23 protein-coding genes are annotated in these 25,688 nt (G+C 71.5%); 10 read left to right on the top strand and 13 right to left on the bottom strand.

The genetic code is table 11. From position 1 onward, the window contains the following. Positions 1-1,097: lysylphosphatidylglycerol synthase transmembrane domain-containing protein (locus CA983_RS16590; RefSeq protein WP_086601680.1), on the top strand; the 1,097-nt coding region annotated here is incomplete at its 5' end. On the opposite strand, the gene CA983_RS16585 is transcribed toward CA983_RS16590, so the two are convergent. After that, positions 991-1,719, bottom strand: coding sequence for a creatininase family protein (locus CA983_RS16585; RefSeq protein ID WP_086601679.1), 729 nt, complete (start codon positions 1,717-1,719; stop codon positions 991-993). The genes CA983_RS16590 and CA983_RS16585 overlap by 107 nt on opposite strands. Positions 1,720-1,760: 41 nt before the next feature. Between CA983_RS16585 and ribA the strand changes: the two genes are divergently transcribed. The 3 genes from ribA (at position 1,761) to CA983_RS16570 (ending at position 4,778) form a co-directional block, all read left to right on the top strand. Continuing rightward, a complete protein-coding gene (gene ribA / locus CA983_RS16580; protein WP_086601678.1) occupies positions 1,761-2,420 on the top strand; it encodes a GTP cyclohydrolase II in 660 nt (219 codons plus the stop codon). A 149-nt stretch (positions 2,421-2,569) separates the two neighbouring features. Continuing rightward, complete coding sequence (locus tag CA983_RS16575) at positions 2,570-3,631, top strand: saccharopine dehydrogenase (RefSeq protein ID WP_086601677.1); 1,062 nt, start codon at positions 2,570-2,572, stop codon at positions 3,629-3,631. Further along, positions 3,621-4,778: a saccharopine dehydrogenase family protein gene (locus tag CA983_RS16570; protein ID WP_086601676.1), complete on the top strand. Its 1,158-nt coding sequence runs from the start codon at positions 3,621-3,623 to the stop codon at positions 4,776-4,778. The genes CA983_RS16575 and CA983_RS16570 overlap by 11 nt, the downstream gene beginning before the upstream one ends. 6 nt (positions 4,779-4,784) lie before the next feature. On the opposite strand, the gene CA983_RS16565 is transcribed toward CA983_RS16570, so the two are convergent. Beyond that, positions 4,785-6,017 (bottom strand): serine hydrolase domain-containing protein, encoded by a 1,233-nt coding sequence (locus tag CA983_RS16565; RefSeq protein ID WP_086601675.1) that lies wholly within the window; start codon positions 6,015-6,017, stop codon positions 4,785-4,787. A 201-nt stretch (positions 6,018-6,218) separates the two neighbouring features. Here CA983_RS16565 and CA983_RS16560 point away from each other — a divergent pair, with 201 nt between their 5' ends. From CA983_RS16560 to CA983_RS16550, 3 genes are all read left to right on the top strand, one after another. Further along, positions 6,219-6,512: an ArsR/SmtB family transcription factor gene (locus tag CA983_RS16560; protein ID WP_086601674.1), complete on the top strand. Its 294-nt coding sequence runs from the start codon at positions 6,219-6,221 to the stop codon at positions 6,510-6,512. Further along, positions 6,509-6,898, top strand: coding sequence for a VOC family protein (locus CA983_RS16555; protein WP_086601673.1), 390 nt, complete (start codon positions 6,509-6,511; stop codon positions 6,896-6,898). The genes CA983_RS16560 and CA983_RS16555 overlap by 4 nt, the downstream gene beginning before the upstream one ends. A gap of 104 nt (positions 6,899-7,002) precedes the next feature. Further along, positions 7,003-7,413: a VOC family protein gene (locus CA983_RS16550; protein ID WP_086601672.1), complete on the top strand. Its 411-nt coding sequence runs from the start codon at positions 7,003-7,005 to the stop codon at positions 7,411-7,413. A gap of 55 nt (positions 7,414-7,468) precedes the next feature. Here the strand turns inward: CA983_RS16550 and CA983_RS16545 are convergent, their stop codons facing one another. Continuing rightward, complete coding sequence (locus tag CA983_RS16545; RefSeq protein WP_086601671.1) at positions 7,469-8,827, bottom strand: MFS transporter; 1,359 nt, start codon at positions 8,825-8,827, stop codon at positions 7,469-7,471. A 191-nt stretch (positions 8,828-9,018) separates the two neighbouring features. Then, positions 9,019-9,690, bottom strand: a complete 672-nt coding sequence (locus CA983_RS16540) for a TetR/AcrR family transcriptional regulator (protein ID WP_086601670.1) — start codon at positions 9,688-9,690, stop codon at positions 9,019-9,021. 159 nt (positions 9,691-9,849) lie between these two features. On the opposite strand from CA983_RS16540, the gene CA983_RS16535 reads away from it, so the two are divergent. Both CA983_RS16535 and CA983_RS16530 read left to right on the top strand, forming a co-directional pair. Next, positions 9,850-10,725, top strand: a complete 876-nt coding sequence (locus CA983_RS16535) for a shikimate dehydrogenase (RefSeq protein ID WP_086601669.1) — start codon at positions 9,850-9,852, stop codon at positions 10,723-10,725. Between the two features lie 14 nt (positions 10,726-10,739). Further along, on the top strand, positions 10,740-12,536 hold the full coding sequence (locus CA983_RS16530; protein WP_086601668.1) for a bifunctional sugar phosphate isomerase/epimerase/4-hydroxyphenylpyruvate dioxygenase family protein: 1,797 nt from the start codon (positions 10,740-10,742) through the stop codon (positions 12,534-12,536). Here the strand turns inward: CA983_RS16530 and CA983_RS16525 are convergent. The 8 genes from CA983_RS16525 to tkt all read right to left on the bottom strand — a co-directional run bounded on the left by CA983_RS16525 (position 12,523) and on the right by tkt (position 23,045). Beyond that, positions 12,523-13,995, bottom strand: a complete 1,473-nt coding sequence (locus CA983_RS16525; protein ID WP_086601667.1) for a membrane-associated oxidoreductase — start codon at positions 13,993-13,995, stop codon at positions 12,523-12,525. The two genes, CA983_RS16530 and CA983_RS16525, sit on opposite strands and share 14 nt — an antisense overlap. A 73-nt stretch (positions 13,996-14,068) precedes the next feature. Further along, complete coding sequence (locus CA983_RS16520; protein WP_086601666.1) at positions 14,069-14,656, bottom strand: histidine phosphatase family protein; 588 nt, start codon at positions 14,654-14,656, stop codon at positions 14,069-14,071. A 3-nt stretch (positions 14,657-14,659) separates the two neighbouring features. Beyond that, positions 14,660-15,544 (bottom strand): phosphogluconate dehydrogenase (NAD(+)-dependent, decarboxylating), encoded by an 885-nt coding sequence (gnd, locus tag CA983_RS16515; protein ID WP_086601665.1) that lies wholly within the window; start codon positions 15,542-15,544, stop codon positions 14,660-14,662. 1 nt (position 15,545) lies between these two features. After that, the gene (gene pgi / locus CA983_RS16510; protein WP_086601664.1) at positions 15,546-17,210 is read right to left on the bottom strand and encodes a glucose-6-phosphate isomerase; all 1,665 of its coding nucleotides are present in this window, start codon (positions 17,208-17,210) and stop codon (positions 15,546-15,548) included. After that, positions 17,203-18,138, bottom strand: coding sequence for a glucose-6-phosphate dehydrogenase assembly protein OpcA (gene opcA, locus CA983_RS16505; protein ID WP_086601663.1), 936 nt, complete (start codon positions 18,136-18,138; stop codon positions 17,203-17,205). Before opcA ends, pgi begins: the two co-directional genes overlap by 8 nt. Further along, positions 18,135-19,808, bottom strand: a complete 1,674-nt coding sequence (gene zwf / locus CA983_RS16500) for a glucose-6-phosphate dehydrogenase (protein ID WP_086601662.1) — start codon at positions 19,806-19,808, stop codon at positions 18,135-18,137. The genes opcA and zwf overlap by 4 nt, the downstream gene beginning before the upstream one ends. Then, complete coding sequence (gene tal, locus CA983_RS16495) at positions 19,805-20,950, bottom strand: transaldolase (RefSeq protein WP_086601661.1); 1,146 nt, start codon at positions 20,948-20,950, stop codon at positions 19,805-19,807. The genes zwf and tal overlap by 4 nt, the downstream gene beginning before the upstream one ends. Before the next feature lie 19 nt (positions 20,951-20,969). Then, complete coding sequence (gene tkt / locus CA983_RS16490) at positions 20,970-23,045, bottom strand: transketolase (protein ID WP_086601660.1); 2,076 nt, start codon at positions 23,043-23,045, stop codon at positions 20,970-20,972. Between the two features lie 156 nt (positions 23,046-23,201). On the opposite strand from tkt, the gene CA983_RS16485 reads away from it, so the two are divergent. Beyond that, positions 23,202-24,098: a helix-turn-helix domain-containing protein gene (locus CA983_RS16485; protein ID WP_244206927.1), complete on the top strand. Its 897-nt coding sequence runs from the start codon at positions 23,202-23,204 to the stop codon at positions 24,096-24,098. 63 nt (positions 24,099-24,161) lie between these two features. Here the strand turns inward: CA983_RS16485 and CA983_RS16480 are convergent, their stop codons facing one another. After that, a complete protein-coding gene (locus CA983_RS16480) occupies positions 24,162-25,556 on the bottom strand; it encodes a glycoside hydrolase family 16 protein (protein WP_086601659.1) in 1,395 nt (464 codons plus the stop codon). Between the last annotated feature and the right edge of the window lie 132 nt (positions 25,557-25,688).

Genomic DNA, 25,688 nt, shown 5'->3' with positions numbered 1-25,688 from the left:
CCGCCCTCGCCCGGCTCGGCTCCCGCAAGGTCCGTACCCACCTCGGCACCTTCGCCGGAGTCGTCATCCTCGGGGTGCTGCTGTGGCGGCTGGGCACCGGGGTCTTCCTGGACGGGCTGCGCCGCATCGACGCGGTGACCCTGGTGCTGGCGCTCGGAATCGGGCTCGTCACCACCGTGTTCAGTGCGTGGCGGTGGGCGCTCGTGGCCCGGAGCCTCAGGATCCGGCTGCCGTTCGGGCCGGCCGTCGCCGACTACTACCGGGCGCTGTTCCTGAACGCGGCGCTGCCCGGTGGTGTGCTCGGCGACGTGCACCGGGCGGTGCGGCACGGGCAGAGCGAGGGGGATGTGCGGCGGGGCGTGAAGGCCGTCGTCCTCGAACGGGCCGCCGGGCAGATCGCGTTGTTCGCCGTCGGGGCCGTGGTCCTGCTGACCATGCCGTCCCCGGTGCTGGCCCAGGCCCGGCACATCGCCCCGCTCGCGGTCCTGGCCGCGCTCGGGGCACTCGCCGTCGTCCTCGCCCTGCGCATGAACCGCCCGGCGCCCTCCCGCCGGGGCCGGGCGCTGCGCACCATGCTCGCCGAGGCACGCGAGGGGCTGCTGTCCCGCCGTAACGGACCCGGAGTCGTCGTCTCCTCGGTGGTCGTCCTGGCAGGCTACGTCGCCATGTTCGTACTCGCCGCCCGCGTCGCCGGAGCCGCCGCCTCCGTGGCCGTACTGGTGCCGCTCGCCGTACTCGCGCTGCTGGCCATGGGCCTGCCGCTGAACGTCGGCGGCTGGGGACCGAGGGAAGGCGTCACCGCCTGGGCGTTCGGCGCCGCGGGCCTGGGCGCCGGCCGGGGACTCGCCGTCGCGGTCGTCTACGGGGTGCTGAGCCTCGTGGCGAGCCTGCCCGGCCTGGTCGTGCTCGTGGCCCGCTGGTACGCGGGCCTGCGTGCCGGGTCCGAGTCCGCCTCACCGGCCCCCGAACCCGGTCCAGGACCGTGCCTGACTACTCGTCGGAGGTCAGCAGCGAGAAATACGCCCCGAAGGAATCCGCCAAGCTCGCCAGGAGTTCCTTCCCCTTTTCCGCCGAACCCAGCGAAGGACGGCCGATGACACCGGAATCGGTATAACCGGACATGCCGAGGGTGAGCAGATGACGCCGGTCGTCAGCGACGAAATCGGAAGTCTCATAACCGGGTCGGAGCATTTCGGGATGAGCGTGCAGAAGGATGGAGGTCTCTATTTCCCCCGCGTGCATGTCGGTGAGCAGCGAGGCGACCACACCCGCCCGCTCCCGCGCCGCCTCCCAGTCCTCCGCGGCCGGGAACAGCGCCATCCGCTCGCCGCGGGCGGAGGATTCCTGAACGACGTTGCCCAGCACGTAGTTTCCGCCGTGCCCGTTGACCACCACCAGGGCGTCGACGCCCGACCGGCGGAGCGAAGCCGCTATGTCCCGTACCACCGCATGAAGGGTCACCGAGGAGATGCTCACGGTCCCCGGCCAGGCCGCGTGCTCGTGCGAGCACGAGATCGTCACCGGAGGAAGGAGGTGCACCGGGTACGCGCCGGCTATCTCCCGCGCGACGGCACAGGCGACGAGCGTGTCGGTCGCCAGCGGGAGATACGGACCGTGCTGCTCGAAGCTCCCCACGGGAAGCACCGCGACCTGCCGTGAGACACCGGCGCCCCGCGTCCGTACGTCTTCCGTGGTGTCCGCCGGCACCAAGTCACTCATAACGTCACGGCCTTTCGTCTCTGCTTAGGAACTCGAGAATCATGACAGAAAAAATTGGCGTACTCGGCAAGAAGTCACCGCAGCGGACCGGCGTGGAACGCGTCGTGAATGCGCCCTTGCCCACCGTGTACGGGAAATTCCAGGCGGTCGGCTACCTGGACCACGACCGCGGTGACGAACAAGTGGCGCTGGTCTACGGCAACCTCGGCACCGACGACGTGCTCATCCGGCTGCATTCGGAGTGCCTGACCGGCGACGCCTTCGGCTCCCAGCACTGCGAGTGCGGCGACCAGCTCGACGCCGCCCTGCGCGCGGTCGTCGCCGAGGGCGCCGGTGTCGTCGTCTACCTCAGAGGGCATGAAGGCCGCGGCATCGGCCTGCTCGCCAAGCTGCGCGCGATGGCCCTCCAGGCGGAGGGTCTGGACACCGTCGAGGCCAACCTCGCCCTCGGTCTGCCGGTGGACTCCCGCGACTATGGTGTGGCCGCCCGGATCCTGGACGACCTGGGCGTCAAGTCCGTCCGCCTGATGTCCAACAACCCGCGCAAGCGCGAGGCGCTGGTGAACCACGGCATCGAGGTCGCCGAGCAGGTGCCGCTGCTGATACCGCCGTGCGAGAACAACATCACCTATCTGCGGACCAAGCGGGAGCGCCTCGACCACCACCTGCCCCACCTCGACGCGGTGGTCAGCTCCTCCTGAGACGCCGGGGCGGATCCGGTGCCCCCGGCGTGACCTGGGCGCAGAGGTGCGCGACCCGCGCGGGTCGGGCCGCGTACGCTTCGTGGACGTCCGACCCTTGAGCGTCGGCCCTCGGCGGCCGGCGCCTCACGTCCGGAGGCCCACCCGGTATGACCGAGCTCCATCTGTGGCTGCGCCACGAGGCCCGAACGACCGAGCGGCGCACGCCGGTCGTGCCCGACGACGCCCGGCGGCTCGTCGAGAACGGGGTGGCACTGACCGTCGAGGACTCCCCGCAGCGGGTCTTCCCGATCGAGGAGTACGAGGCGGCCGGCTGCCGCGTCGTCCCCGCGGGTTCCTGGGTGTCGGCCCCGCGGGACGCCGTCGTGCTGGGCCTGAAGGAACTGCCCGACGAACCGGCCGAACTGACGCACCGGCACATCTTCTTCGGCCACGCCTACAAGGGCCAGCCGGGAGCGGCCGGCCTGCTGCGCCGGTTCGCCGCCGGGGGCGGGGCGCTGTTCGACCTGGAGTACCTGGTGGACGACAGCGGGCGGCGCCTCGCCGCCTTCGGGTTCTGGGCCGGCTATCTGGGCGCGGCCCTGGCGGTGCTCCAGCACCGCGGCCGGCTGCGGGCTCCGCTGACGCCCACGACGAAGGAGGCCCTGGACGAGACGCTGAAGCCCGCCGCGGACGACTCCGAGTTCACCGGCCTGGTCATCGGTGCCCTGGGACGCAGCGGCCGCGGTGCCCGCACGGCCTTCGCCACCGCCGGTGCGGACCCGACCTGCTGGGACCTCGCCGAGACCCGCGACCTGGACCGCCGCGCCCTGCTGGAGCACGACGTGATGGTGAACGCGGTGCTCGCCACCAGCCCGGTCCCGCCCTTCCTCCGCGAGCAGGACTTCGACACCCAAGGCCGCCGCCTGCGCACCCTGTGCGACGTCACGTGCGACGTCGGCTCCCCGCTCAACGTCCTTCCGGTGTACGACGAGACCACCGACTGGGACGAGCCCGTCCGCCGGCTGCGCGAGGACCCGCCGCTCGACCTGATCGCCATCGACAACCTGCCCTCCCTGCTGCCGCTGGAGTCCAGCACCGACTTCTCCGCCGCCCTCCTGCCCCATCTGCTCGACTTCGGCGTCACCGGGCCCTGGGGCCGCTGTCTGGACCGGTTCCGTCAGGCATGCCGTGAACACGGCCTCGGCAAGGGGGAGCCCCTTGACCACTGACCCGGTCCCCGCGAGCGGCACCGTCCACTGGATCGGCGCCGGCCTGTCCACGGGCAGCGGCCTGGCCGCCCTGTGCGACACCGCCGAGCGCGTACGGCTCTGGCACCGCACCGAGAGCCGCGCGGCCGACGCCCTCGTCCGGCTGGGCCTCGCCGGACGGGCCGAGCCCCGCGCGTACACGCTGCCCGCCCTCGCCGCCGAACTGGCGCCCGGCGACGTCGTGGTGTCCATGCTGCCCGCGCCGGAGCACGCGCCGCTGCTCGCCGAATGCGTCCGGCTCAGGACGCACTTCGCCTGCTCCAGCTACGTGTCCCGGGCGGTCCTCGACCAGGTGCCCGCCGCCGAGGAGGCGGGGGTCGTCGTCCTCACCGAGGCCGGGCTGGACCCGGGCATCGACCACCTCTTCGCCCACGCCCTCGTCGCCCGCGCCCGGGAGGCCATCGGCGACCGGACGCCCGCCTCGTACGGCCTCACGTCGTACTGCGGCGGCGTCCCGGCCGTCCCGAACGACTTCACGTACCGCTTCAGCTGGGCACCGGCGGGTGTCCTCAACGCCCTGCGCTCCCCGGCGCGTTATATCGAGGGCGGCGCCGAGACGGTCGCCGACCGGCCGTGGGAGGCGACCCGGCGGCACGTCGTCGACGGGGAGGCCTTCGAGGTCTACCCCAACCGCGACAGCGTCCCCTTCATCGCGCAGTACGCACTGCCGGACGCCTGGACACCGCGCACGTTCGTACGCGGCACCCTGCGTCTGGAGGGCTGGCTGCGCGCCTGGGACGGCGTCTTCGAGGAGCTGAAGCGAGGCGACGACGCCCGGATCGCCGCCCTGGCGCGGGAGCTGGCCGCCGCCCACCCCACCACGGACGACGACCGCGACCGGGTCGTCCTCGCCGTGTCGCTGGACGTCCGGGCCGGGCCAGGGCGGACCTGGGCGGGCGGCTACCTGCTGGACCTGGTGGGCGATGCGCGGGAGAGCGCGATGGCCCGCTGCGTCTCGCGCACCCTCGCCCTGGGCGTCCGCCACGTCCTGGACGGCTCCCTGCCGCCGGGTTTGAACCGGGCCGCCGAGACGGCGGCCCGGTCCGAACAGTGGCTGCGTGAACTCGCCCGGGACGGCGCCGAGTTCACGCTCCGCGTCGACCGGTAGAGCAGGTCATCCCGACACGGCCTCGTGGACGAACTTCTTGAGGTCGCGGAAGATCGTGTGGGAGGTCCTGGGCCGCACCTGCGTCATGAACTGCACCGTCAGGTCGCGTCCCGGGTCGACCCAGAACGTCGTCGTGGCCACCCCGCTCCAGCCGTAGGCGCCGAGCCCGGAGGGTGCCTGGGTGCGGGACGGGTCGATCACCACGGAGACGTTGAGCCCGAAGCCGAGCCCGTCGTTGCCGGGCTCGTCGTGGGCCGGGCGGCTGCCGAAGGCCCGCAGATCGGCGTTGCCGGGCAGGTGGTTGCGGGTCATCAGGTCCACCGTCCGAGGGGCGAGCAGCCGCACGCCGTCGAGTTCGCCCCGGCGGCGCAGGAACTCCATGAAGCGGTGGTAGTCGTGGGCGGAGGCCACCATGCCGCCACTGCCGGACAGGAACCGCGGCCGGCCGCCGCGCAGCGGCAGCCCGGCGATCCGCTCGATGCCGCCGCCCTCCTTCTCCCCGTACATCTCGGACAGCCGGGGCGCCTGCTCGTCCGTGACGTGGAACCCCGCGTCCGTCATGCCGAGCGGCCCGAAGACGCGCTCGGCGCAGAACACGTCGAGCGGCTGCCCCGACACGACCTCGATGATCCGGCCCAGGACGTTGCTCGCCACCGAGTAGTTCCACTGCGTGCCCGGCTCGAACTGCAACGGCAGACTGGCGTACATCTCGATCGTCTCGGCCAGGTCCGCGCCCGGCCGCACCGACGACTCCAGACCGGCCTCGCGGTACAGGGCGTCCACCGGGTGGGTGTGGTAGAAGCCGAAGGTCAGGCCCGAGGTGTGGGTCATCAGGTGCCGGACGAGTATCGGGCCGGTGGCCGGGCGGGTCCGGACGTCGGCCCCGGAGCCGTCGACGTAGACCCGCGGGTCGGCGAAGGCCGGCAGGTGGTCGGCGACCGGGTCGTCCAGCGACAGCCGGCCCTCCTCCACCAGCAGCAGCGCGGCGACCGCGGTGACCGGTTTCGTCATGGAGTAGACCCGCCACAGCGTGTCCGGCTCGACGGGCTGCCCGGCCGCGATGTCGCGCAGGCCGTGCGTCGTGAGGTGGGCGACGCGTCCGGCGCGGGCGACGGACACGAGAAAGCCCGGCAGCCGGCCCTCGTCGACGAGCCGGGCGAAGTGCCGGTCCAGGCGGCCCAGCGCCTCCGGATCCAGCCCGGCCTCACCCGGGTCGACGTCTTGTCGCAGCTGTGCCATCGATCGTCCTCCGTCGCGCTCGTCGAGGTGAGATCCGGCATACCCCGCCCGGACAGCCTCAGACCCCATCCTCGTGCAGGAACCATTCATGATCACGCAGGAACAGGTGAACGGTCCGATCTTGCCGGGCGCCACCGGGTGAGTACGGGCAGCGGCGCAGGTGACTTGATAGGCAAGTCGCTGCTTGCCTATCGTGAGGGCATGGCGGAGGATGTCTTCAAGGCGCTGGCCGACCCCACCCGTCGGCGCATCCTGGACGAGCTGGCCGAACGAGACGGACAGAGCCTGTTCGAGATCTGCACACGGCTGGTGACCAAGCACGGTCTGGGGCTGTCTCGGCAGGCGGTCAGCCAGCATCTGGCCGTACTGGAATCGGCGGGTCTGGTCGTGTCACGGCGCGAGGGCCGCTACAAGTTCCACGACCTGAACACCGAACCCCTTGAGCGCGTCATGACCCGATGGCTCAAGCCCGACGCACCGGAGGACATCTCATGAGGATCCACATCACCAGCGTCTTCGTCGACGACCAGGACAAGGCCATGCGCTTCTACACCGACGTCCTGGGCTTCGTGAAGAAGCACGACGTCCCCGTGGGCACGGACCGGTGGCTGACCGTGGTCTCGCCGGAGGACCCCGACGGGACGGAACTCCTGCTCGAGCCCTCCGGTCATCCCGCGGTGCAGCCGTACAAGACGGCCCTGGTCGAGGACGGCATCCCGGCCGCGTCCTTCGCCGTGGACGACGTGCAGGCGGAGTTCGAGCGGCTGCGCGGTCTGGGGGTGCGGTTCACCCAGGAGCCGCTGGAGATGGGCAGCATCACCTCAGCGGTGCTGGACGACACCTGCGGCAACCTGATCCAGATCGTGCAGACCAAGGCCTAGGCTCCAGGGCCCAGGACCGATGGCCGATGTCACGCGGCGGCCGGCTTCCTAGGCTGCGAAGCGGATCGCCGCCGCAGACCAGGACGCCACGAGAAGAGGTCGCCATGCCCGTGAACGGTCGCAGCCACATCCGGATCGCCCGTCCTTCCCGCGACCTCGCGGCGGCCGAGCGGTTCTGGCGCGAGGGGCTCGGGCTCGGTGTCGTGTGGCGGTCCGAGGGCGGATCCGAAGCGGGCCACCACGACCTGCTGATGCTCGGCTGGCCCGACGCCGACTGGCATCTGGAGCTCGTGCACGAGCCGGTCAGGCCGGTGGAGCCCCGCCCCACCGAGGAGGATCTGCTGGTCGTCTACGCCGACGACCCGGTCCCGGACGACCTGATCGCCCGCTTGGAGCGGCACGGCGGCAAGCGGGTCGCATCCCCCAACCCCTACTGGGACGAATGGGGCGTCACCATCGAGGACCCCGACGGCTATCGCCTGGTGCTGTGCCGCCGGGCTTGGTCCAACAGCTGAACGGACCGACCACCCGCCGCCGGGCCCGGAGGGCCCGGCAGGGAGTGGTCCGGGCTCAGGCCGTCACTTTCTCCGGCTCCGTGGCCGCCCGGGCCGGGCGTACGCCCAGCGCCTCCGTCGGGACTCGGTGCGTCTCGCGGGCCGACAGCGCGGCGACGACCGGCGGCACGCACAGGGCCGCCGTGAACAGGGCCACCGCCGACCAGTCGTCGCCGCCCGGCCCCGCGATCCGCGCGGCGAACGTCACCGCGAAGCCGGCCGCCGCGAAGCCGATCTGCGTGCCGATGGCCACGCCGGACAGCCGGACCCGGGTCGTGAACATCTCGCCGTAGAAGGCGGGCCACACACCGTTCGCGGCGCTGTAGACCACGCCGAAGCAGAGGATGCCCAGCAGGAACGTCAGCGGGTACGAGCCCGTGGAGACGGCCCACAGGTACAGGAACATCGTCACCGCGCTGCCGACCGCACCGATCAGGTACACCGGGCGGCGGCCGATCCGGTCGGACAGCGTGGCCCACAGCGGGATCGCGGCGAGTGCGACGAGGTTGGCCAGGGCGCCCACCCACAGCATGGCGGTGCGGGACATGCCGACCGCGTCGCTCGTGGCGTACGCCAGCGCCCACACCGTGAAGATGGTGCTGACCGAGGCGATGAGCGCACCGGCGATCACCCGCAGTACATCCGCCCAGTGCTCGCGCACCAGCACCACCAGCGGCAGCTTGACGACGCCCTCCTCAGCGGTCTGCTGAGCGAAGGCTGGTGTCTCGTCCAGCTTGCGGCGGATGACCCAGCCGACGACGGCGACCGCGACGCTCAGCCAGAACGGCACCCGCCAGCCCCAGGACAGCAACTGGTCCTCGGGCATCGCGGCGACCGGGATGAAGACGAGCGTGGCCAGCAGCTGGCCGCCCTGCGTGCCGCTGAGGGTGAAGCTGGTGAAGAAGCCGCGCCGGCCCGGCGGCGCGTGTTCCAGCGTCATGGAGTTGGCGCTGGCCTGTTCGCCCGCCGCCGAGATGCCCTGGAGGACCCGGCACAGCACGAGCAGGACGGGGGCGAGCGTGCCGACCTGGTCCCGGGTCGGCAGACAGCCGATCAGGAACGTCGACAGGCCCATCAGCATCAGCGTGAAGACCATGATCTTCTTGCGGCCGAGCTTGTCGCCGAAGTGGCCGAGGACCAGCGCGCCGACCGGGCGGGCGGCGTACGCGACGCCGAACGTGGCCAGCGACAGCAGGGTCGCGGTGGCCGGGTCGGACTCGTCGAAGAACACCTCGGGGAAGATCAGCGCGGCGGCGCTGCCGTAGATGAAGAAGTCGTAGTACTCCAGCGCGCTGCCGATCCAGGCGGCGGTCGCGGCCTTCCTGGGCTGACCGGGCGGGGCTGCGGCCTCTTGGGGCGTGGCGGGGACGGACACGGCGGCTCCTTGGGGGCTCCACACCATAGGCGGAGTGAACAGAAGGACGAGCGAAGACAGGACGAGCGAAGGGGACGTGCCGGATCGCGGCTAATTAACCCACTGGGTAGTTAGTAGACGATGGCTAGGGATGCTGCGCCCGAGTGCCGCCGGTGTCAAGGGGTCGTGCGCCGACGTTCGACGGCGGGCGTTCAGTCCGCCGCGCGCTCCGCCGTGAGGTACGCGATCACCATGTCGCCCAGCATGGTGCGGTAGTGCGCGCGCTGCGCCGGGTCGACCAGGTCGCGGCCGAACAGCGCGCCGAAGGTGTGCCGGTTGGAGACCCGGAAGAAGCAGAAGGAGGAGATCAGCGCGTGCAGGTCGACGGCGTCGACGTCCGCCGTGAACAGCCCTGACCGGCGGCCTTCCTCCAGGATGCGGCGGATCACGTCCAGGGCGGGGGAGCCGATCTTCCCCAGCTTCCCGGAGGCCGCGATGTGCTGCGCCTCGTGGATGTTCTCGATGCTGACCAGGCGGATGAAGTCCGGGTGCTGCTCGTGGTGGTCGAAGGTCAGCTCGGCGAGGCGCCGAATGGCCGCCACGGGGTCGAGGTGGTCGACGTCGAGCTGCTGCTCGGCTTCCCGGATCACGCCGTAGGCCCGCTCCAGCACGGCCGTGAACAACTGCTCCTTGCCGCCGAAGTAGTAGTAGATCATCCGCTTCGTGGTGCGGGTGCGGGCGGCGATCTCGTCCACCCGGGCCCCGTCGTAGCCGGCCCGGGCGAACTCCTGCGTGGCGACGTCGAGGATCTCGGCCTGGGTGCGGGCGGCGTCACGGACGCGCTCGCGCTCGCCGGGACGTGCCGGTTCTTCGACGCTGGTCATCAGGTTCCTTCGGGCGGAGGGGCCGGTGCCGGTGATTCTAGAAGCAGGGCCCGGATCTCACCGGGGCCTTCCCGCAGTCGCCCTTGGCTGATATAGCTAACGTACTAGTTCGTACATTAGTGAACCGCTACAGCCGCTACAGCCGCTCGGGAGGCCCGTGTGCCCAAGGACTCGTATCTCGTCGGACTGATCGGTTCCGGCATCGGCCCGTCGCTGAGCCCGGCGCTGCACGAGCGGGAGGGCGACCGGCAGGGTCTGCGCCTGCTGTACCGGCTGATCGACATCGACTCGCTCGGGGTTCCGCCCGAGGCGGTGGGCGATCTGGTGCGTGCCGCCCGCGACCTCGGGTTCGACGGGCTCAACATCACGCACCCCTGCAAGCAGCTCGTCATCGAGCACCTGGACGCACTCGCCCCGCAGGCCGAGGCGCTGGGAGCGGTCAACACCGTCGTCTTCGAGGACGGCCGCGCGGTCGGCCACAACACGGACGTCACCGGTTTCGCCGCGTCCTTCGCGCGCGGGCTGGCCGACGCGCCGCTGGAGCGGGTCGTGCAGCTGGGCGCCGGCGGCGCGGGCGCGGCCGTCGCGCACGCCATGCTCACCCTCGGCGCCGAGCGGGTCACCGTCGTCGACGCCCTGCCCGAACGGGCCGCCGCCCTGGCCGACGCCCTGAACCGCGCCTTCGGCCAGGGCCGTGCCGCCGCCGCGAGCCCGGACCGGCAGGCGCCGCTGCTCGCGCACGCCGACGGCATCGTCCACGCCACGCCCACCGGCATGGCGGCCCACCCCGGCCTGCCGCTGCCCGCCGAGCTGCTCCACCCCGGGCTGTGGGTCGCCGAGGTCGTCTACCGCCCGCTGGAGACCGAACTGCTGCGCACCGCCCGCGCGCTGGGCTGCGCCACCCTCGACGGCGGCGGCATGGCCGCCTTCCAGGCCGCCGACGCGTTCCGCCTGTTCACCGGGCGGGAACCCGACGCCGCGCGGATGCTGGCGGACCTGACCGAACTGGCCGGAGCCGTAGGGGCATCGAACTGAAGAGAGGTACCGACGTGCGTACGTCCATCGCCACCGTCTCCCTCAGCGGATCCCTCACCGAGAAGCTCACCGCCGCCGCCCGGGCCGGCTTCGACGGGGTCGAGATCTTCGAGAATGACCTGCTGGCCAGCCCCCTCACCCCCGAGGAGATCCGCGCCCGCTGCGCCGACCTCGGCCTCACCGTCGACCTGTACCAGCCGATGCGGGACATCGAGGCCGTCCCCGAGGACGAGTTCGCCCGGAACCTGCGGCGGGCCCGCCACAAGTTCGAGCTGATGCGCAGGCTCGGCGCCGACACGGTCCTCGTCTGCTCCAGCGTCTCCGCGCGGGCGGTGGACGACGACGCCCTCGCCGCCGAGCAGCTGAGCCGGCTCGCCGGCACGGCTCAGGAGTTCGGCATCCGGGTGGCCTACGAGGCCCTGGCGTGGGGGCGGCACGTCAGTACGTACGACCACGCCTGGCGCATCGTCGAGTCGGCCGGACATCCCGCCCTCGGCACCTGCCTGGACAGCTTCCACATCCTCTCGCGCGGCTCGGACCCCAAAGGCATCGAGGACATCCCCGGCGAGAAGATCTTCTTCCTCCAGCTCGCCGACGCCCCGCTGCTCGCCATGGACGTCCTCCAGTGGAGCCGCCACTACCGCTGCTTCCCCGGCCAGGGCGGCTTCGACGTCGCCGGCCTGGTGCGGCACGTGCTGCGCACCGGCTACGACGGCCCGCTCTCCCTGGAGGTCTTCAACGACGTCTTCCGGCAGGCCGAGGCCGGCCCGACCGCCGTCGACGCCCGGCGTTCCCTGCTGGTCCTCCAGGAGACGGTGGGCCGGGCCGCCCTGCCCGAGCCCGTCGTCCCCACCGGCGTCGCCTTCGCCGAGCTGGTCACGCCCGACGCCGAACCCCTCACCGCCCTGCTCGGCGCCCTCGGCTTCACCCGCACCGCCCGCCATCGCGGCAAGCCCGTCGCCCTGTGGGAGCAGGGGGACGCCCGGATCCTGGTCAACACCGGGCCGGCCGTCCGGCGGGACGGCACCCAGCTCGCCGCGATCGGGCTGGAGTCACCGGACCCGGCCGCGGCGGCCCGGCGTGCCGAGGCGCTGCTGGCTCCCGTCCTGCCGCGCCGCCGCGCACCCGAGGACGCCCCGCTCGACGCGGTCGCCGCCCCCGACGGCACGGAGCTGTTCTTCTGCGCCACCGGCCGCCCGGGCCTGCCCGACTGGCGGGCCGACTTCGAGGACACGGACCCGGCACCCGCGCCCGCGTCCGTCCGCCGTATCGACCATCTCGCCCTCACCCAGCCCTGGCACCACTTCGACGAGGCGGCCCTGTTCCACCACGGTGTGCTCGGCCTGCACGCCCAGGAGAGCGTGGACGTCGCCGACCCCTACGGTCTGCTGCGCAGCCGTGCCGTGACCAACGCCGACGGCAGCGTCCGGATCGCCCTCACCGTCGGCCCCGCGCCCACGGACGACACCGTCCACGCCCAGCACATCGCCCTGGCAACCGACGACGTGGTCGCCTCGGCCCGCCGCTTCCGGGACGCCGGCGGCGGTCTGCTGCCTGTCCCGGCGAACTACTACGACGATCTCGCGGCCCGCTTCGAGTTCGCCGACGGCGAGCTGGAGACCTACCGCGATCTGGGCATCCTCTACGACCGCGACGCCCACGGCGTCTTCCGCCACTGCTACACCCGCACCGTCGGCCGCGTCTTCTTCGAACTGGTCCAGCGCGACGACGGCTACCGGGGCTACGGCGCCGCGAACGCGCCGGTGCGGCTCGCGGCACAGCACGCGGTGCGGGCGCTCACTGGCGGCTGACGGTGCGGGTGATGCCGGTGACGACCGTCGTGGCGAGGATCCAGCCCGTGAGCACCAGGGTGTAGGAGAGCCACTGGTACCCGCCGGTGGGGGCGAACGCGCCCTCCTGCCCGAAGGAGATCACCGGCAGCAGCAGATCGAGCGTGTAGAAGACCGGGTTGAACTGCGGGGCCTCGTCCGCCTTCAGCGGCTGGGGGTGGTGCAGCGCGTAGGCCACAGAGCCGATCACCAGCAGCGACACCAGCCAGCCGGCGGCGCGCAGGGGCCGGAAGCCGTAGCCGACGGCCGCGTCCTGGACGTAGCCCCACAACCGGCCGTACCACGGCAGGGTGCCGCGGCGGCGGCGCTGTTTGGCGAGCTGGACGACGCGGGCGGCGTCGTCGTCGCCGATCCGGCGGTAGGCCGCGGTCAACTGCTCGTAGGCGTGCGGGACATAGCCCTCGCGGTCCCGCTCCAGCATCGCCAGGCGCCGCTCGGCGGGTTCGTGCGGGGTGAGGGAGGTGTAGACGAGGCTGTTGAGCAGGACCTCCTCGGGGACCACGTCCGGTTCGAGGAACAGGACGTCCAGCTGGGCGCGGCGCAGGTTGAGGGCGCCCGTCATGGGCGGGCTCCGGCGCAGCCAGAGTTCCCCGACGGTGCAGCTGCTGGCGCGCAGTGCCGTGCCACCGGGGTTCGCCAGGCGCGCGTGGGAGAGGTCGAGGCGGCCCGCGACCCGGGCGCCGCGCAGGCCGACCCAGCCGAGGACGTCCACGTCGCGCAGCAGGACGTCGCCCTCCACCGTGAGCGTCTCCGCATCCAGGGCGACCTCGCCGGTACCGGCCTCCAGCCGCGCCCCGTTGAGGTCGATCGTCCCGGCGATCGAGGCACCCGTCAGGCGCACCTCGCCGCGGGTGCGCAGTCCCGGCGCCGACAGGCCGTCACCGATGGTCACGTGGTTGAGCTGGAGCGCGGCCTGACCGGCGGGCGGTTCGCCGATATCGGCCCTGTCCATGAAAAGCGCCCCGGAGATCTGCGCCCCGCCGAGCCGGACGGGCCCCTCGAACAGGCAGTCCGACATGCGCAGCACGCCGTCCACGCGGAGGGTGGCGGCGTCCAGCCCGGGCAGGGCGGAGTCGCGCAGGTTCAGCTGCCGCAGCCGCGCCCCGTACAGGACGGGGACGTTCTCGAAGGAGCAGTCGCTGAGGCGTACGGCGTGGTCGACCTCTCCGTACTTGAGGTCCAGCACGCCCGTGATCCGTGCGCCCGCCAGCCGGAGGGCGGCCGTCTCGCCGTCCTCCTGCGGGGCGCTCAGCAGCAGGGCCCGCACCACGGCCGCTCGTACGGTCCGTTCGGGTCCCCAGTCCGCGCCCCGCGCCGGGTCCTCGTCCGCCGGCCCCGGCCCCCGGAAGTCCACGTCGTCCCCGCGCGGAAAAGCCCGCCACACCCGCTCCTCGGCGGGCGTCATGTCGTCGATCTGCATCGACGGGGACTCTGACGCGCCCGGCCGGAGGCTGTCAACTCACCTCCGGCCGGGGCCGGTTACGCCGTGGTGTTCACGCCCTGGTGTTCCACTCCGCGATCACGGGCCGCCCGTGCTCGGTCGACAGCCGGCAGACCGTGCCCGTCTCCAACCGGAACAGCCGCCCCTCCGACGGCGGCAGGCCCAGCCGGCGGGCCGTCAGGACGCGGAGGAAGTGGCCGTGCGCCACCAGCAGCACATCGCCCTCGGGCAGCGCGTCGGCCACCCGGGACAGCACCCGGTCGGCGCGCTCGCCGACCTCCTCGGGGGACTCGCCCGGCTTGCCGTCGGGGCCGGGCGGGCCGCCGTCGGTCCACAGGTCCCAGTCGGGGCGGGAGCGGTGTATCTCCTCGGAGGTGACGCCCTCGTAGGCGCCGTAGTACCACTCGTGCAGGTCCGCCTCCCGCACGGCCCCGGTCAGCCCCGCGAGTTCGGCGGTGCGCACCGCGCGGCCGAGCGGGCTGGTGAGGACCAGCGCGAAGGAGCGGCCCGCCAGGAGCGGGGCGAGCGACTTGGCCTGCTCCTCGCCGTTCGGGGTGAGGGGCAGGTCGGTGAAGCTGGTGTGCTGTCCGCTCCGGCTCCACTCCGTCTCGCCGTGGCGGACCAGCAGCAGATCTCCCACGTCCTACGCCTTCTTCGCGGACTCGACGGCGTGGCCGCCGAACTGGTTGCGCAGCGCCGCGATCATCTTCATCTGCGGCGAGTCGTCCTGCCGGGAGGCGAACCGGGAGAACAGGGAGGCGGTGATCGCGGGCAGCGGCACGGAGTTGTCGATCGCGGCCTCCACGGTCCAGCGTCCCTCGCCGGAGTCCTGGGCGTAGCCCCGCAGGCCCTCCAGGTGCTCGTCCTCGTCGAGCGCGTTGACCGCGAGGTCCAGCAGCCAGGAGCGGATGACGGTGCCCTCCTGCCAGGAGCGGAACACCTCGCGGACGTTGTCCACCGAGTCCACGGCCTCCAGCAGCTCCCAGCCCTCGGCGTAGGCCTGCATCATCGCGTACTCGATGCCGTTGTGGACCATCTTCGCGAAGTGCCCGGCGCCCACCCGGCCCGCGTGGACGAAGCCGTACGGGCCCTCCGGCTTGAGCGCCTCGAAGATCGGCAGCAGCCGGTCGACGTACTCCTTCTCGCCGCCGACCATCAGGGCGTAGCCGTTCTTCAGGCCCCACACGCCGCCCGAGACGCCCGCGTCGACGAAGCCGATGCCGCGCTTGCTCAGCTCCTCGGCGTGCTTCTCGTCGTCCGTCCAGCGGGAGTTGCCGCCGTCGACGACCGTGTCGTACGGCTTGAGGAGGCCCGCGAGCTGGTCGATGACGTGCTGGGTGGGGCCCCCGGCCGGGACCATGACCCAGACCGTGCGGGGCGCTTCCAGCTGGTTGACCAGGTCGGCGAGGCTGGAGACGTCCGACTTTCCGGGGTCGGTGTCGTAGCCGATGACGGTGTGGCCGGCATTGCGCAGGCGATCGCGCATGTTGCCGCCCATCTTGCCGAGACCCACAAGACCGATCTGCATGTCAGTTCACTTCCCGAAGGTTGCGGTAGGCGGCCACCAGCGCGGCCGTGGACGGATCGAGACCGGGGACGTCCGCGCCCTCGGTCAGGGCGGGCTCGACGCGCTTGGCGAGGACCTTGCCGAGCTCGACGCCCCACTGGTCGAAGGAGTCGATGTTCCAGACCGCACCCTGCACGAACACCTTGTGCTCGTACAGGGCGACCAGCTGGCCGAGGACCGACGGGGTCAGTTCGGTGGCCAGGATCGTCGTGGTGGGGCGGTTGCCCTTGAACGTGCGGTGCGGCACCTGCTCCTCGGGCACGCCCTCCGCGCGCACCTCCTCGGCGGTCTTGCCGAAGGCGAGCGCCTGTCCCTGCGCGAACAGGTTGGCCATCAGCAGGTCGTGCTGCGCCTTCAGTTCGTCGCTCAGCTCCGCGACCGGCCGCGCGAAGCCGATCAGGTCGGCGGGGATCAGCTTGGTGCCCTGGTGGATCAACTGGTAGTAGGCGTGCTGCCCGTTGGTGCCGGGCGTGCCCCACACCACCGGACCCGTCTGCCATTCCACGGGGTTCCCGTCACGCTCCACCGACTTGCCGTTGGACTCCATGTCGAGCTGCTGGAGGTAGGCGGTGAACTTCGACAGGTAGTGGCTGTACGGCAGGACGGCGTGCGACTGGGCGCCGTGGAAGTTGCCGTACCAGATGCCGAGCAGGCCCATGATAAGCGGGGCGTTGGCCTCCGCGGGGGCGTTGCGGAAGTGCTCGTCGACGATGCGGAAGCCGTCGAGCATCTCCAGGAAGCGGTCCGGGCCGATCGCGATCATCAGGGACAGGCCGATCGCGGAGTCGTACGAGTAGCGGCCGCCGACCCAGTCCCAGAACTCGAACATGTTGTCGACGTCGATACCGAAGCCGGCGACCTTCTCGGCATTCGTGGACAGTGCCACGAAGTGCTTGGCGACCGCCTTCTCGTCGCCCCCGAGCCCCTCCAGCAGCCAGGAGCGCGCCGAGGTCGCGTTCGTGATGGTCTCGATCGTGGTGAAGGTCTTGGACGCGACGATGAACAGCGTCTCCGCCGGGTCCAGGTCGCGGGTGGCCTCGTGGAGGTCGGAGCCGTCCACGTTCGACACGAAGCGGAACGTCAGCTCCCGGGCCGTGAACGGCCGCAGTGCGTCGTAGGCCATCGCCGGGCCCAGGTCCGAGCCGCCGATGCCGATGTTGACGACGTTCCTGATCCGCTTGCCGGTGTGGCCGGTCCACTCACCCGAGCGCACCCGGTTCGCGAAGCCGGACATCTTGTCGAGCACGGCGTGCACGCCCGGGACGACGTTCTCGCCGTCGACCTCGATCACCGCGTCTCGCGGGGCGCGCAGCGCGGTGTGCAGGACGGCCCGGTTCTCGGTGGTGTTGATCTTCTCGCCGCGGAACATGGCGTCGCGCTGCCCGAACACGTCGGTGGCGGTGGCCAGCTCCTGGAGCAGGGCCAGCGTCTCGTCGGTGACCAGGTGCTTGGAGTAGTCGATGCGCAGGTCGCCCACGTGCACGACGTAGCGCTCGGCGCGGCCCGGGTCCGCCGCGAACAGCTCACGCAGGTCCGGCTGCGGCAGCGCGTCCTTGCGGTGGTTCTCCAGGGCGGTCCACTCGGGCCGCTCCGTGAGCCTGGGGGAGCGGGAGGGGGAGTCAGACATGAGCAGGGGTCTCCTCGGTTGCCTCGCCGTTCAGGGCGATGGCGTACATCTCGTCCGCGTCGAGGCGCCGCAGCTCCTCGGCGATGAGTTCGGAGGTGGCACGGACCTTCAGGGCGAGGGTGCGGGAGGGCTGGCCCGGCAGGGTGAGCGTGGCCAGCGGTCCCTCCGGGCGGTCGATGAGGATCTCGCCGTTCTCCGTGCCCAGGCGGACGGCCGTCACGACCGGCCCGGCGGTGACCACCCGGTCGACCCGGACGTGCAGCCGCGCCTCCAGCCAGCGGGCCAGCAGCTCGGCGGCCGGGTTCTCGGCCTCGGCCTCCACGGCCGCCGAGATGACCCGCGCCCGGGCCTGGTCCAGCGCGGCCGCCAGCATCGAACGCCACGGCGTCAGCCGGGTCCAGGCGAGGTCGGTGTCGCCGGGCGCGTAGGAGCGGACCCGGGCCTCCAGCATGGCCAAGGGGTCCTCGACGGCGTACAGGTCGGTGATCCGCCGCTGGGCCAGCGCCCCGAGCGGGTCCTTCGAGGGCACCTCGGGGGCGTCCACCGGCCACCACACCACCACCGGCGCGTCCGGCAGCAGCAGCGGCAGCACCACCGAGTCGGCGTGGTCGGACACCTCGCCGTAGGTCCGCAGGATCACCGTCTCACCGGTGCCCGCGTCGGCGCCGACCCGGACCTCGGCGTCCAGCCGGGACTGGGTGCGGTCGCGCGGGGTGCGTGCGTGCCGCTTGATGACGACCAGGGTGCGCGAGGGGTGCTCGTGCGAGGCCTCCTCGGCCGCCTTGATCGCGTCGTAGGCGTTCTCCTCGTCCGTGACGATCACCATCGTCAGGACCATGCCCACGGCGGGCGTGCCGATGGCGCGGCGGCCCTGCACCAGCGCCTTGTTGATCTTGCTTGCCGTGGTGTCGGTCAGGTCGATCTTCATGGCCTGCGCCAGCTCCGTCCGTCTCGTGCGAGCATCTCGTCGGCTTCCGCGGGTCCCCAGCTGCCCGAGGCGTACTGCGCGGGCCGGCCGTGCGTGGCCCAGTACTGCTCGATCGGGTCGAGGATCTTCCAGGACTCTTCCACTTCCTGGTGACGGGGGAACAGGTTGGCGTCGCCCAGGAGGACGTCCAGGATCAGCCGTTCGTACGCCTCGGGGCTCGATTCGGTGAACGACTCGCCGTAGGCGAAGTCCATCGTCACGTCCCGGATCTCCATCGACGTACCCGGCACCTTGGAACCGAACCGCACCGTCATGCCCTCGTCCGGCTGGACGCGGATGACGATCGCGTTGGAGCCCAGCTCCTCGGTGGCGGTGGAGTCGAACGGGGAGTGCGGAGCCCGCTGGAACACCACCGCGATCTCCGTCACCCGGCGGCCCAGCCGCTTGCCGGTGCGCAGGTAGAACGGCACACCCGCCCAGCGGCGGTTGTCCACCTGGAGCTTGATCGCGGCAAAGGTGTCGGTCGTGGAGGCCGGGTCGATGCCCTCCTCCTCCAGGTAGCCGCGCACCTTCGCGCCGCCCTGCCAGGCCGGCGCGTACTGCCCGCGTACGGTGTTCAGCCCCAGGTTCTCCGGCAGCTTCACGGCCCGGAACACCTTCAGCTTCTCGGTGAGCAGCGAGGCGGCGTCGAAGGCGGCCGGCTCCTCCATCGCGGTGAGCGCCATGAGCTGGAGCAGGTGGTTCTGGATGACGTCACGCGCGGCGCCGATGCCGTCGTAGTACCCGGCCCGGCCGCCGATGCCGATGTCCTCGGCCATGGTGATCTGCACGTGGTCGACGTACGACCGGTTCCAGATCGGTTCGAACATCTGGTTGGCGAAGCGCAGCGCCAGGAGGTTCTGGACGGTCTCCTTGCCGAGGTAGTGGTCGATCCGGAAGACCTGCTCCGGGTCGAACACGTCGTGCACGAGCGCGTTCAGCTCGCACGCGCTGTCGAGGTCGTGCCCGAACGGCTTCTCGATGACCGCGCGGCGCCAGGCTCCCTCGGGGGCGCTGGCCAGCTTGTGCTTCTTCAGCTGCTGGACGACCTTGGGGAAGAACTTCGGCGGCACCGACAGGTAGAAGGCGTAGTTGCCGCTGGTGCCCCGGGAGGCGTCCAGCTCCTCCACGGCGGAGCGCAGCTGTTTGAACGCCGTGTCGTCGTCGAAGTCGCCGGGGATGAACCGCATGCCCTCGGCGAGCTGCTGCCAGACCTCCTCGCGGAACGGGGTGCGCGCGTGCTCACGGACCGCGTCGTGCACCACCTGCGCGAAGTCCTGGTCCTCCCAGTCCCGGCGGGCGAAGCCCACCAGGGAGAAGCCCGGCGGCAGCAGGCCGCGGTTGGCCAGGTCGTACACGGCCGGCATCAGCTTCTTGCGGGACAGGTCGCCGGTCACGCCGAAGATGACGAGGCCGGACGGGCCCGCGATCCTGGGCAGACGGCGGTCGCGCGCGTCATGCAGCGGATTGGTGAAGTCGGGGTCGGCGTGCTCCGTGCGCGGGGCCGCCTGTGCCTGGCCACTCACCCCCGTCTGCTCGACCCCTGCGGCCTCCTGCGCCGCCCGAGCCTCCTTGTCCTCCTTGGTTCCGATGGTCTCCTGCTCGGCCGTCTGGGGGATGCCCTCGCTCATTCCGCGTCAACTCCCTTGCTGTTCAAGGACTTGGTGACCGCGTCCAGCAGGTCCTGCCAGGCCACCTCGAACTTGGCGACGCCTTCGTCCTCCAGTTGCCGCACCACCTCGTCGTACGAAATGCCGAGCCGCTCGACGGCCGCCAGGTCGGCGCGCGCCTGGGCGTAGCCGCCGGTGACGGTGTCGCCCTGGACGTCACCGTGGTCGGCGACGGCGTTCAGCGTGGCCTCCGGCATGGTGTTGACCGTGCCGGGGGCGACCAGTTCGTCCACGTACAGGGTGTCCTTGTAAGCGGGGTCCTTCACACCGGTGGAGGCCCAAAGGGGGCGCTGCCGGTTCGCACGGGCACCGCCCAGGGCCTGCCAGCGCGGCCCGGCGAAGACCTGTTCGTACGCCTCGTAGGCGAGCCGCGCGTTGGCCAGGGCCGCCCTGCCCCTCAGGGCGAGGGCCTCGTCCGTGCCCAGCAGCGTCAGCCGCTTGTCGATCTCGGAGTCGACACGGGAGACGAAGAAGGACGCGACCGAGTGGATGGCCGACAGGTCGAGACCGGCCGCCTGCGCCTTCTCCAGGCCGGCGATGTAGGCGTCCATCACCTCGCGGTAGCGCTCCAGCGAGAAGATCAGCGTCACGTTCACGCTGATGCCCGCGCCGATCACCTCGGTGATCGCCGGCAGACCGGCCTTCGTCGCCGGGATCTTGATCATCACGTTGGGGCGGTCCACCAGCCAGGCCAGCTGCCGGGCCTCGGCGACGGTCGCCGCGGTGTTGTGGGCCAGCCGCGGGTCGACCTCGATGGAGACCCGGCCGTCCCGGCCGCCGGTGGCGTCGTACACCGGCCGCAGGACGTCGGCGGCGGCCCGGACGTCGGCCGTCGTCATCATCCGGACGGCCTCGTCGACGCTGACGCCCCGCACCGCCAGGTCGGCGAGCTGCTCCTCGTAGCCCTCGCCGGAGCCGATGGCGGCCTGGAAGATGGACGGGTTGGTGGTGACGCCGACGACGTTCCCCGTCGCCACGAGACCGGCCAGGTTGCCGGACTCGATCCGCCGGCGGGACAGGTCGTCCAGCCAGATCGACACGCCCTCGTCGGACAGGCGCTTGAGTGCTCCCGCGCTCGCGGTCGCTTCGGTCACAGTGATCATCTTCTTTCGGGCGCTCGGATCAACCGCGGGCGGCGGTCAGGGATTCCCGGGCTGCGGCGACGACGTTCTCGGGGGTGAAGCCGTACTCGGCGAACAGGGTCTTCGCGTCGGCGGAGGCGCCGAAGTGCTCCAGGGAGACGATGCGTCCCGCGTCCCCCACGAACCGGTACCAGGTCAGGCCGATACCGGCCTCGACCGCGACGCGGGCCTTCACGGACGGCGGCAGGACCCGCTCGCGGTACTCGCGCGGCTGCTCCTCGAACCACTCCACGGACGGCATGGACACGACCCGCGTGGGCACGCCCGCCGCCTGGAGGTGCTCACGCGCCTCGACGGCTACGTGCACCTCGGAACCGGTGGCGATCAGGATCACCTGCGGCTCGCCGCCTTCCGCCTCGGCCCTCACGTAACCGCCGCGGGCGACGTCCGGGTCCGGCTCGTACGTGGGCACGCCCTGGCGGGTGAGCGCGAGACCGTGCGGGGCCGGGTCGGTGGTGTGCCGCCGGAGGATCTCGGCCCAGGCGAGCGAGGTCTCGTTGGCGTCGGCCGGGCGTACGACGTTCAGGCCCGGGATGGCGCGCAGCGCGGCCAGGTGCTCGACCGGCTGGTGGGTCGGGCCGTCCTCGCCGAGGCCTATGGAGTCGTGCGTCCACACGTACGTCACGGGCAGCTGCATCAGGGCCGACATCCGGACCGCGTTGCGCATGTAGTCGGAGAACACCAGGAAGGTGCCGCCGTAGATGCGCGTGTTGCCGTGCAGGGCGATGCCGTTCATCTCCGCGGCCATGGAGAACTCGCGGATGCCGAAGTGGATCGTGCGGCCGTACGGGTCGGCCTCCGGCAGCGGGTTGCCCTGCGGCAGGAAGGACGACGACTTGTCGATCGTGGTGTTGTTCGAACCGGCCAGGTCGGCCGAGCCGCCCCACAGCTCGGGGACGATCCCGCCGAGGGCCTGGAGGACCTTCCCGGACGCGGCACGGGTGGCGACCGCCTTGCCCGGCTCGAACACCGGCAGGGCGTCCTCCCAGCCCGCGGGCAGCTCGCCCTTGCTGACCCGGTCGAACGTGGCGGCCCGCTCCGGGTTCTCGCCGCGCCAGACGGCGATCCGCTTGTCCCAGGCGGCGTGCGCCTCGGCGCCCCGGTCCAGGGCCTGGCGGGTGTGCGCCAGCACCTCGTCGGCGACCTCGAAGGTCTTCTCCGGGTCGAAGCCGAGGAGGCGCTTGGTGGCGGCGACCTCGTCCTCGCCGAGCGCCGAGCCGTGGGAGGCCTCGGTGTTCCGCGCGTTCGGGGCGGGCCAGGCGATGATGGTGCGCATCGCGATGATCGAGGGACGCCCGGTCTCGGCCTGGGCCTCCTTCAGCGCCGCGTACAGCGCGTGCACGTCGACGTCGCCGTCCTCCCGCGGCTCGATCCGCTGCACGTGCCAGCCGTACGCCTCGTACCGCTTGAGCACGTCCTCGGAGAACGCGGTCGCGGTGTCGCCCTCGATGGAGATGTGGTTGTCGTCGTAGAGGAAAACCAGGTTGCCGAGCTTCTGGTGGCCGGCCAGCGAGGATGCCTCGGCGGAGACGCCCTCCTGGAGGTCGCCGTCGGAGACGATGGCCCAGATCGTGTGGTCGAAGGGGGACTCGCCCCCGGGCGCGTCCGGGTCGAACAGGCCGCGCTCGTAGCGGGCGGCCATCGCCATGCCGACCGCGTTCGCGACGCCCTGGCCGAGCGGGCCGGTGGTGGTCTCCACGCCCGCGGTGTGCCCGTACTCGGGGTGGCCGGGCGTCTTCGAACCGTGCGTGCGGAACGCCTTCAGGTCGTCCAGCTCCAGCTCGTAGCCCGCGAGGTACAGCTGCGTGTACAGGGTCAGCGACGTGTGACCGGGGGACAGGACGAAGCGGTCACGGCCGGTCCACTCCGGATCGGCCGGGTCGTGCCGCATCACCTTCTGAAAGATCGTGTACGCGGCCGGGGCCAGGCTCATCGCGGTGCCGGGGTGGCCGTTTCCGACCCGCTGGACGGCATCCGCCGCCAGCAGACGGGCGGTGTCGACGGCACGCCGGTCGAGTTCGGTCCATTCGAAGCTGTCCGCTGTCTGCGTGCTCATCTTCAAGAAATCCTCGATAGGAACGAAGTGGCTGGTCTGACTGTTCAAAACTAAAAGTCTGACTTTTTCGACGGAAGGTCACGGTGTGCCAGCCTGTGGTGAAAGTGGGACACCCAGAGGCAGCGCGGCACACGAGCGGGGCGGTAAGAGGGGTACATGGTGCACATCGCGGACAGAAGCATCCGAGGCGGTGACGGGATCAGAACGTTCCCCTTCCCGGTCGAGCTGAGCGTCGGCGGCGTCGGCATGCAGGTCGGCCCGATGGGCACCGGCCGCACCTGGCACGCCGACGCGCCCCTGGAGCGCGTGCACCGCATCGACTTCCACGTCGTGCTGCTGTTCGGCGAGGGCCCGGTCCGGCACATGGTCGACTTCACCGAGTACGAGGCCGCGGCCGGGGACCTGCTGTGGATCCGCCCGGGGCAGGTCCACCGCTTCTCCCGCACGAGCGAGTACCGCGGAACGGTGCTGACCATGCAGCCGGGCTTCCTTCCCCGCGCGACCGTGGAGGCCACCGGCCTGTACCGCTACGACCAGCCGCCGCTGCTGCGCCCCGACGCGGCCCAACTCGCCGGTCTGCGCGACTCGCTCGGCCAGCTGCGACGCGAGTACGAGGACACGGCCACGCTGCCGCTGAGCCTGCACACGGCCGTCCTTCAGCACTCGCTGACGGCGTTCCTGCTGCGGCTCGCCCATCTCGCCGCCAGTTCGGCGGAGTCGGTGCGACAGCCGTCCGACTCCACCTTCACCCTCTTCCGGGAGGCCGTGGAGAAGGACTTCGCCACCAACCACAGCGTCAGCGCCTACGCCGACGCGCTCGGTTACTCCCGCCGCACCCTGGTCCGCGCGGTCCGCGCCGCGACCGGCGACACCCCGAAGGCCTTCATCGACAAGCGCGTGGTCCTGGAGGCCAAACGCCTCCTCGCCCACACCGACCTGCCGATCGGCCGGGTCGGCGCGGCGGTCGGCTTCCCCGACGCCGCGAACTTCTCCAAGTTCTTCCACCAGCACACGGACCTGACGCCGGCGGCGTTCCGGGCGGAACTGCGCTGAGGCCACGAGATCCGGGCAGCGAAAAGGGGCCCCACGCGCGCGTGGAGCCCCTGCCGAGGATCGTCAGTGCCCGAAGGTGAACCAGTTGACGTTCACGAAGTCCGCCGGCTGTCCGCTGGTGAAGGTCAGATACACGTCGTGCGTGCCCGTCACGGCGCTGATGTTCGCCGGGATCGTCCGCCACGACTGCCAGCCGCCGGTGTTGCCCACCGCGAAACTCCCGACGGGCGCGTTGCTGCGGCTGTCCAGCCGCACCTCGACCAGTCCGCTGACGCCGCCCGCCGCGCCGCTCGCGACCCTGGCGCTGAACTGCCGGGCGGCCGTGGAGCCGAAGTTGACGCCCTTGAAGTGCAGCCAGTCGCCGTTGGCCAGCGAGCCGACGTTCTGGCCGCCGCCGGAGTCGGACGTCGTCTCGGTCATCACCCCGGACTGGCCGTCGTAGGACTCGGCCTGGATGGTGGAGTAGGCGTCGCGGTTGCCGGTCGGGGGAGGTGTGGTGCCGCCGCCGGACGACAGCACCTGGACGTAGTCGACGACCATCGGGTGGCCGGGCTGTGTCCCGGCGTCCGGGCCGCCGCCGAACGCGTCGGGGAAGCCGCCGCCCATCGCGACGTTCAGGATGATGAAGAAGCCGTGGTCCGTGGCGTTTCGCCAGGTCGTCGCGTCGACCTGGTTGGCGCGCACGGTGTGGAAGTTGACGCCGTCGAGGTAGAAGCGGATCTCCTCGACGCTCGTCGAGCGGTCCCACTCCATCCGGTAGGTGTGGAAGCCGGCCTGGCAGGTGGTGCCCTGGCAGGTGGTCGAACTGCCGATGCCGCTGTTCTCGTTGCAGGGGCCGCCCGGGGAGGTGCCGCAGTGCATCGTCGCGAACACCGTGTTCTGGCCCTGGGTGTTCTCCATGATGTCCAGCTCGCCGACGGCCGGCCAGTTCCAGTAGTTGCCGCGGTAGGGGGCGCCCAGCATCCAGAACGCGGGCCAGTAGCCCTTGGCCGCGGCCCCGGTGACGTTCGGCACCTGGATGCGCGACTCCACGCGGAGCTTGCCGCCGGCCGGGGGCTGGAAGTCGGTGCGGTTGGTCTCGATGCGGCCGGAGGTCCAGTTGCCGGCGCCGTCGCGCCGGGGGGTGATGCGCAGGTTGCCGTTGCCGTCCAGCGAGACGTTGTCGGTGCTGTTCGTCATCGTCTCGATCTCGCCGGTGCCCCAGTTGGCGGGGCCGCCCGGGTAGCCCTTGCCGGTCGCGTACTGCCAGTCGGACGTGTTGACGCCGCTGCCGGCCGGGCCGTTGAAGTCGTCCAGGAAGACCTGGTTCCAGCCCGACGGGGGCGGCGGCGCGGAGGCGCTCGCGGAGGGAGTCGCGGCGGTGGCGGCGACCGCGGCGAGGCCGAGTGTGCTGACGACGGCGAGGAACGCCCGCCGCAAGGGGCGCCGTGCGCGGGATCTGCCGGAGGTGTCACTCATGTGGGGATGCCTCTCGGGTACGGGTGCGGGAGGGTGAGAGCGCTCTCAAAGTGCCGTCAATGTGCTCCACGCCACCCGGGTCGTCAAGAGGTAAAGCCGGGAAAAGTACGGAGCGGCCGATGAGTGCACGTC

Origin of the sequence: Streptomyces swartbergensis (assembly GCF_002148965.1) — a bacterium.
Classification (GTDB): domain Bacteria; phylum Actinomycetota; class Actinomycetes; order Streptomycetales; family Streptomycetaceae; genus Streptomyces; species Streptomyces swartbergensis.
Note: the sequence above shows the minus strand (reverse complement) of the source record. Positions and strands in the feature narration are given on the sequence as shown.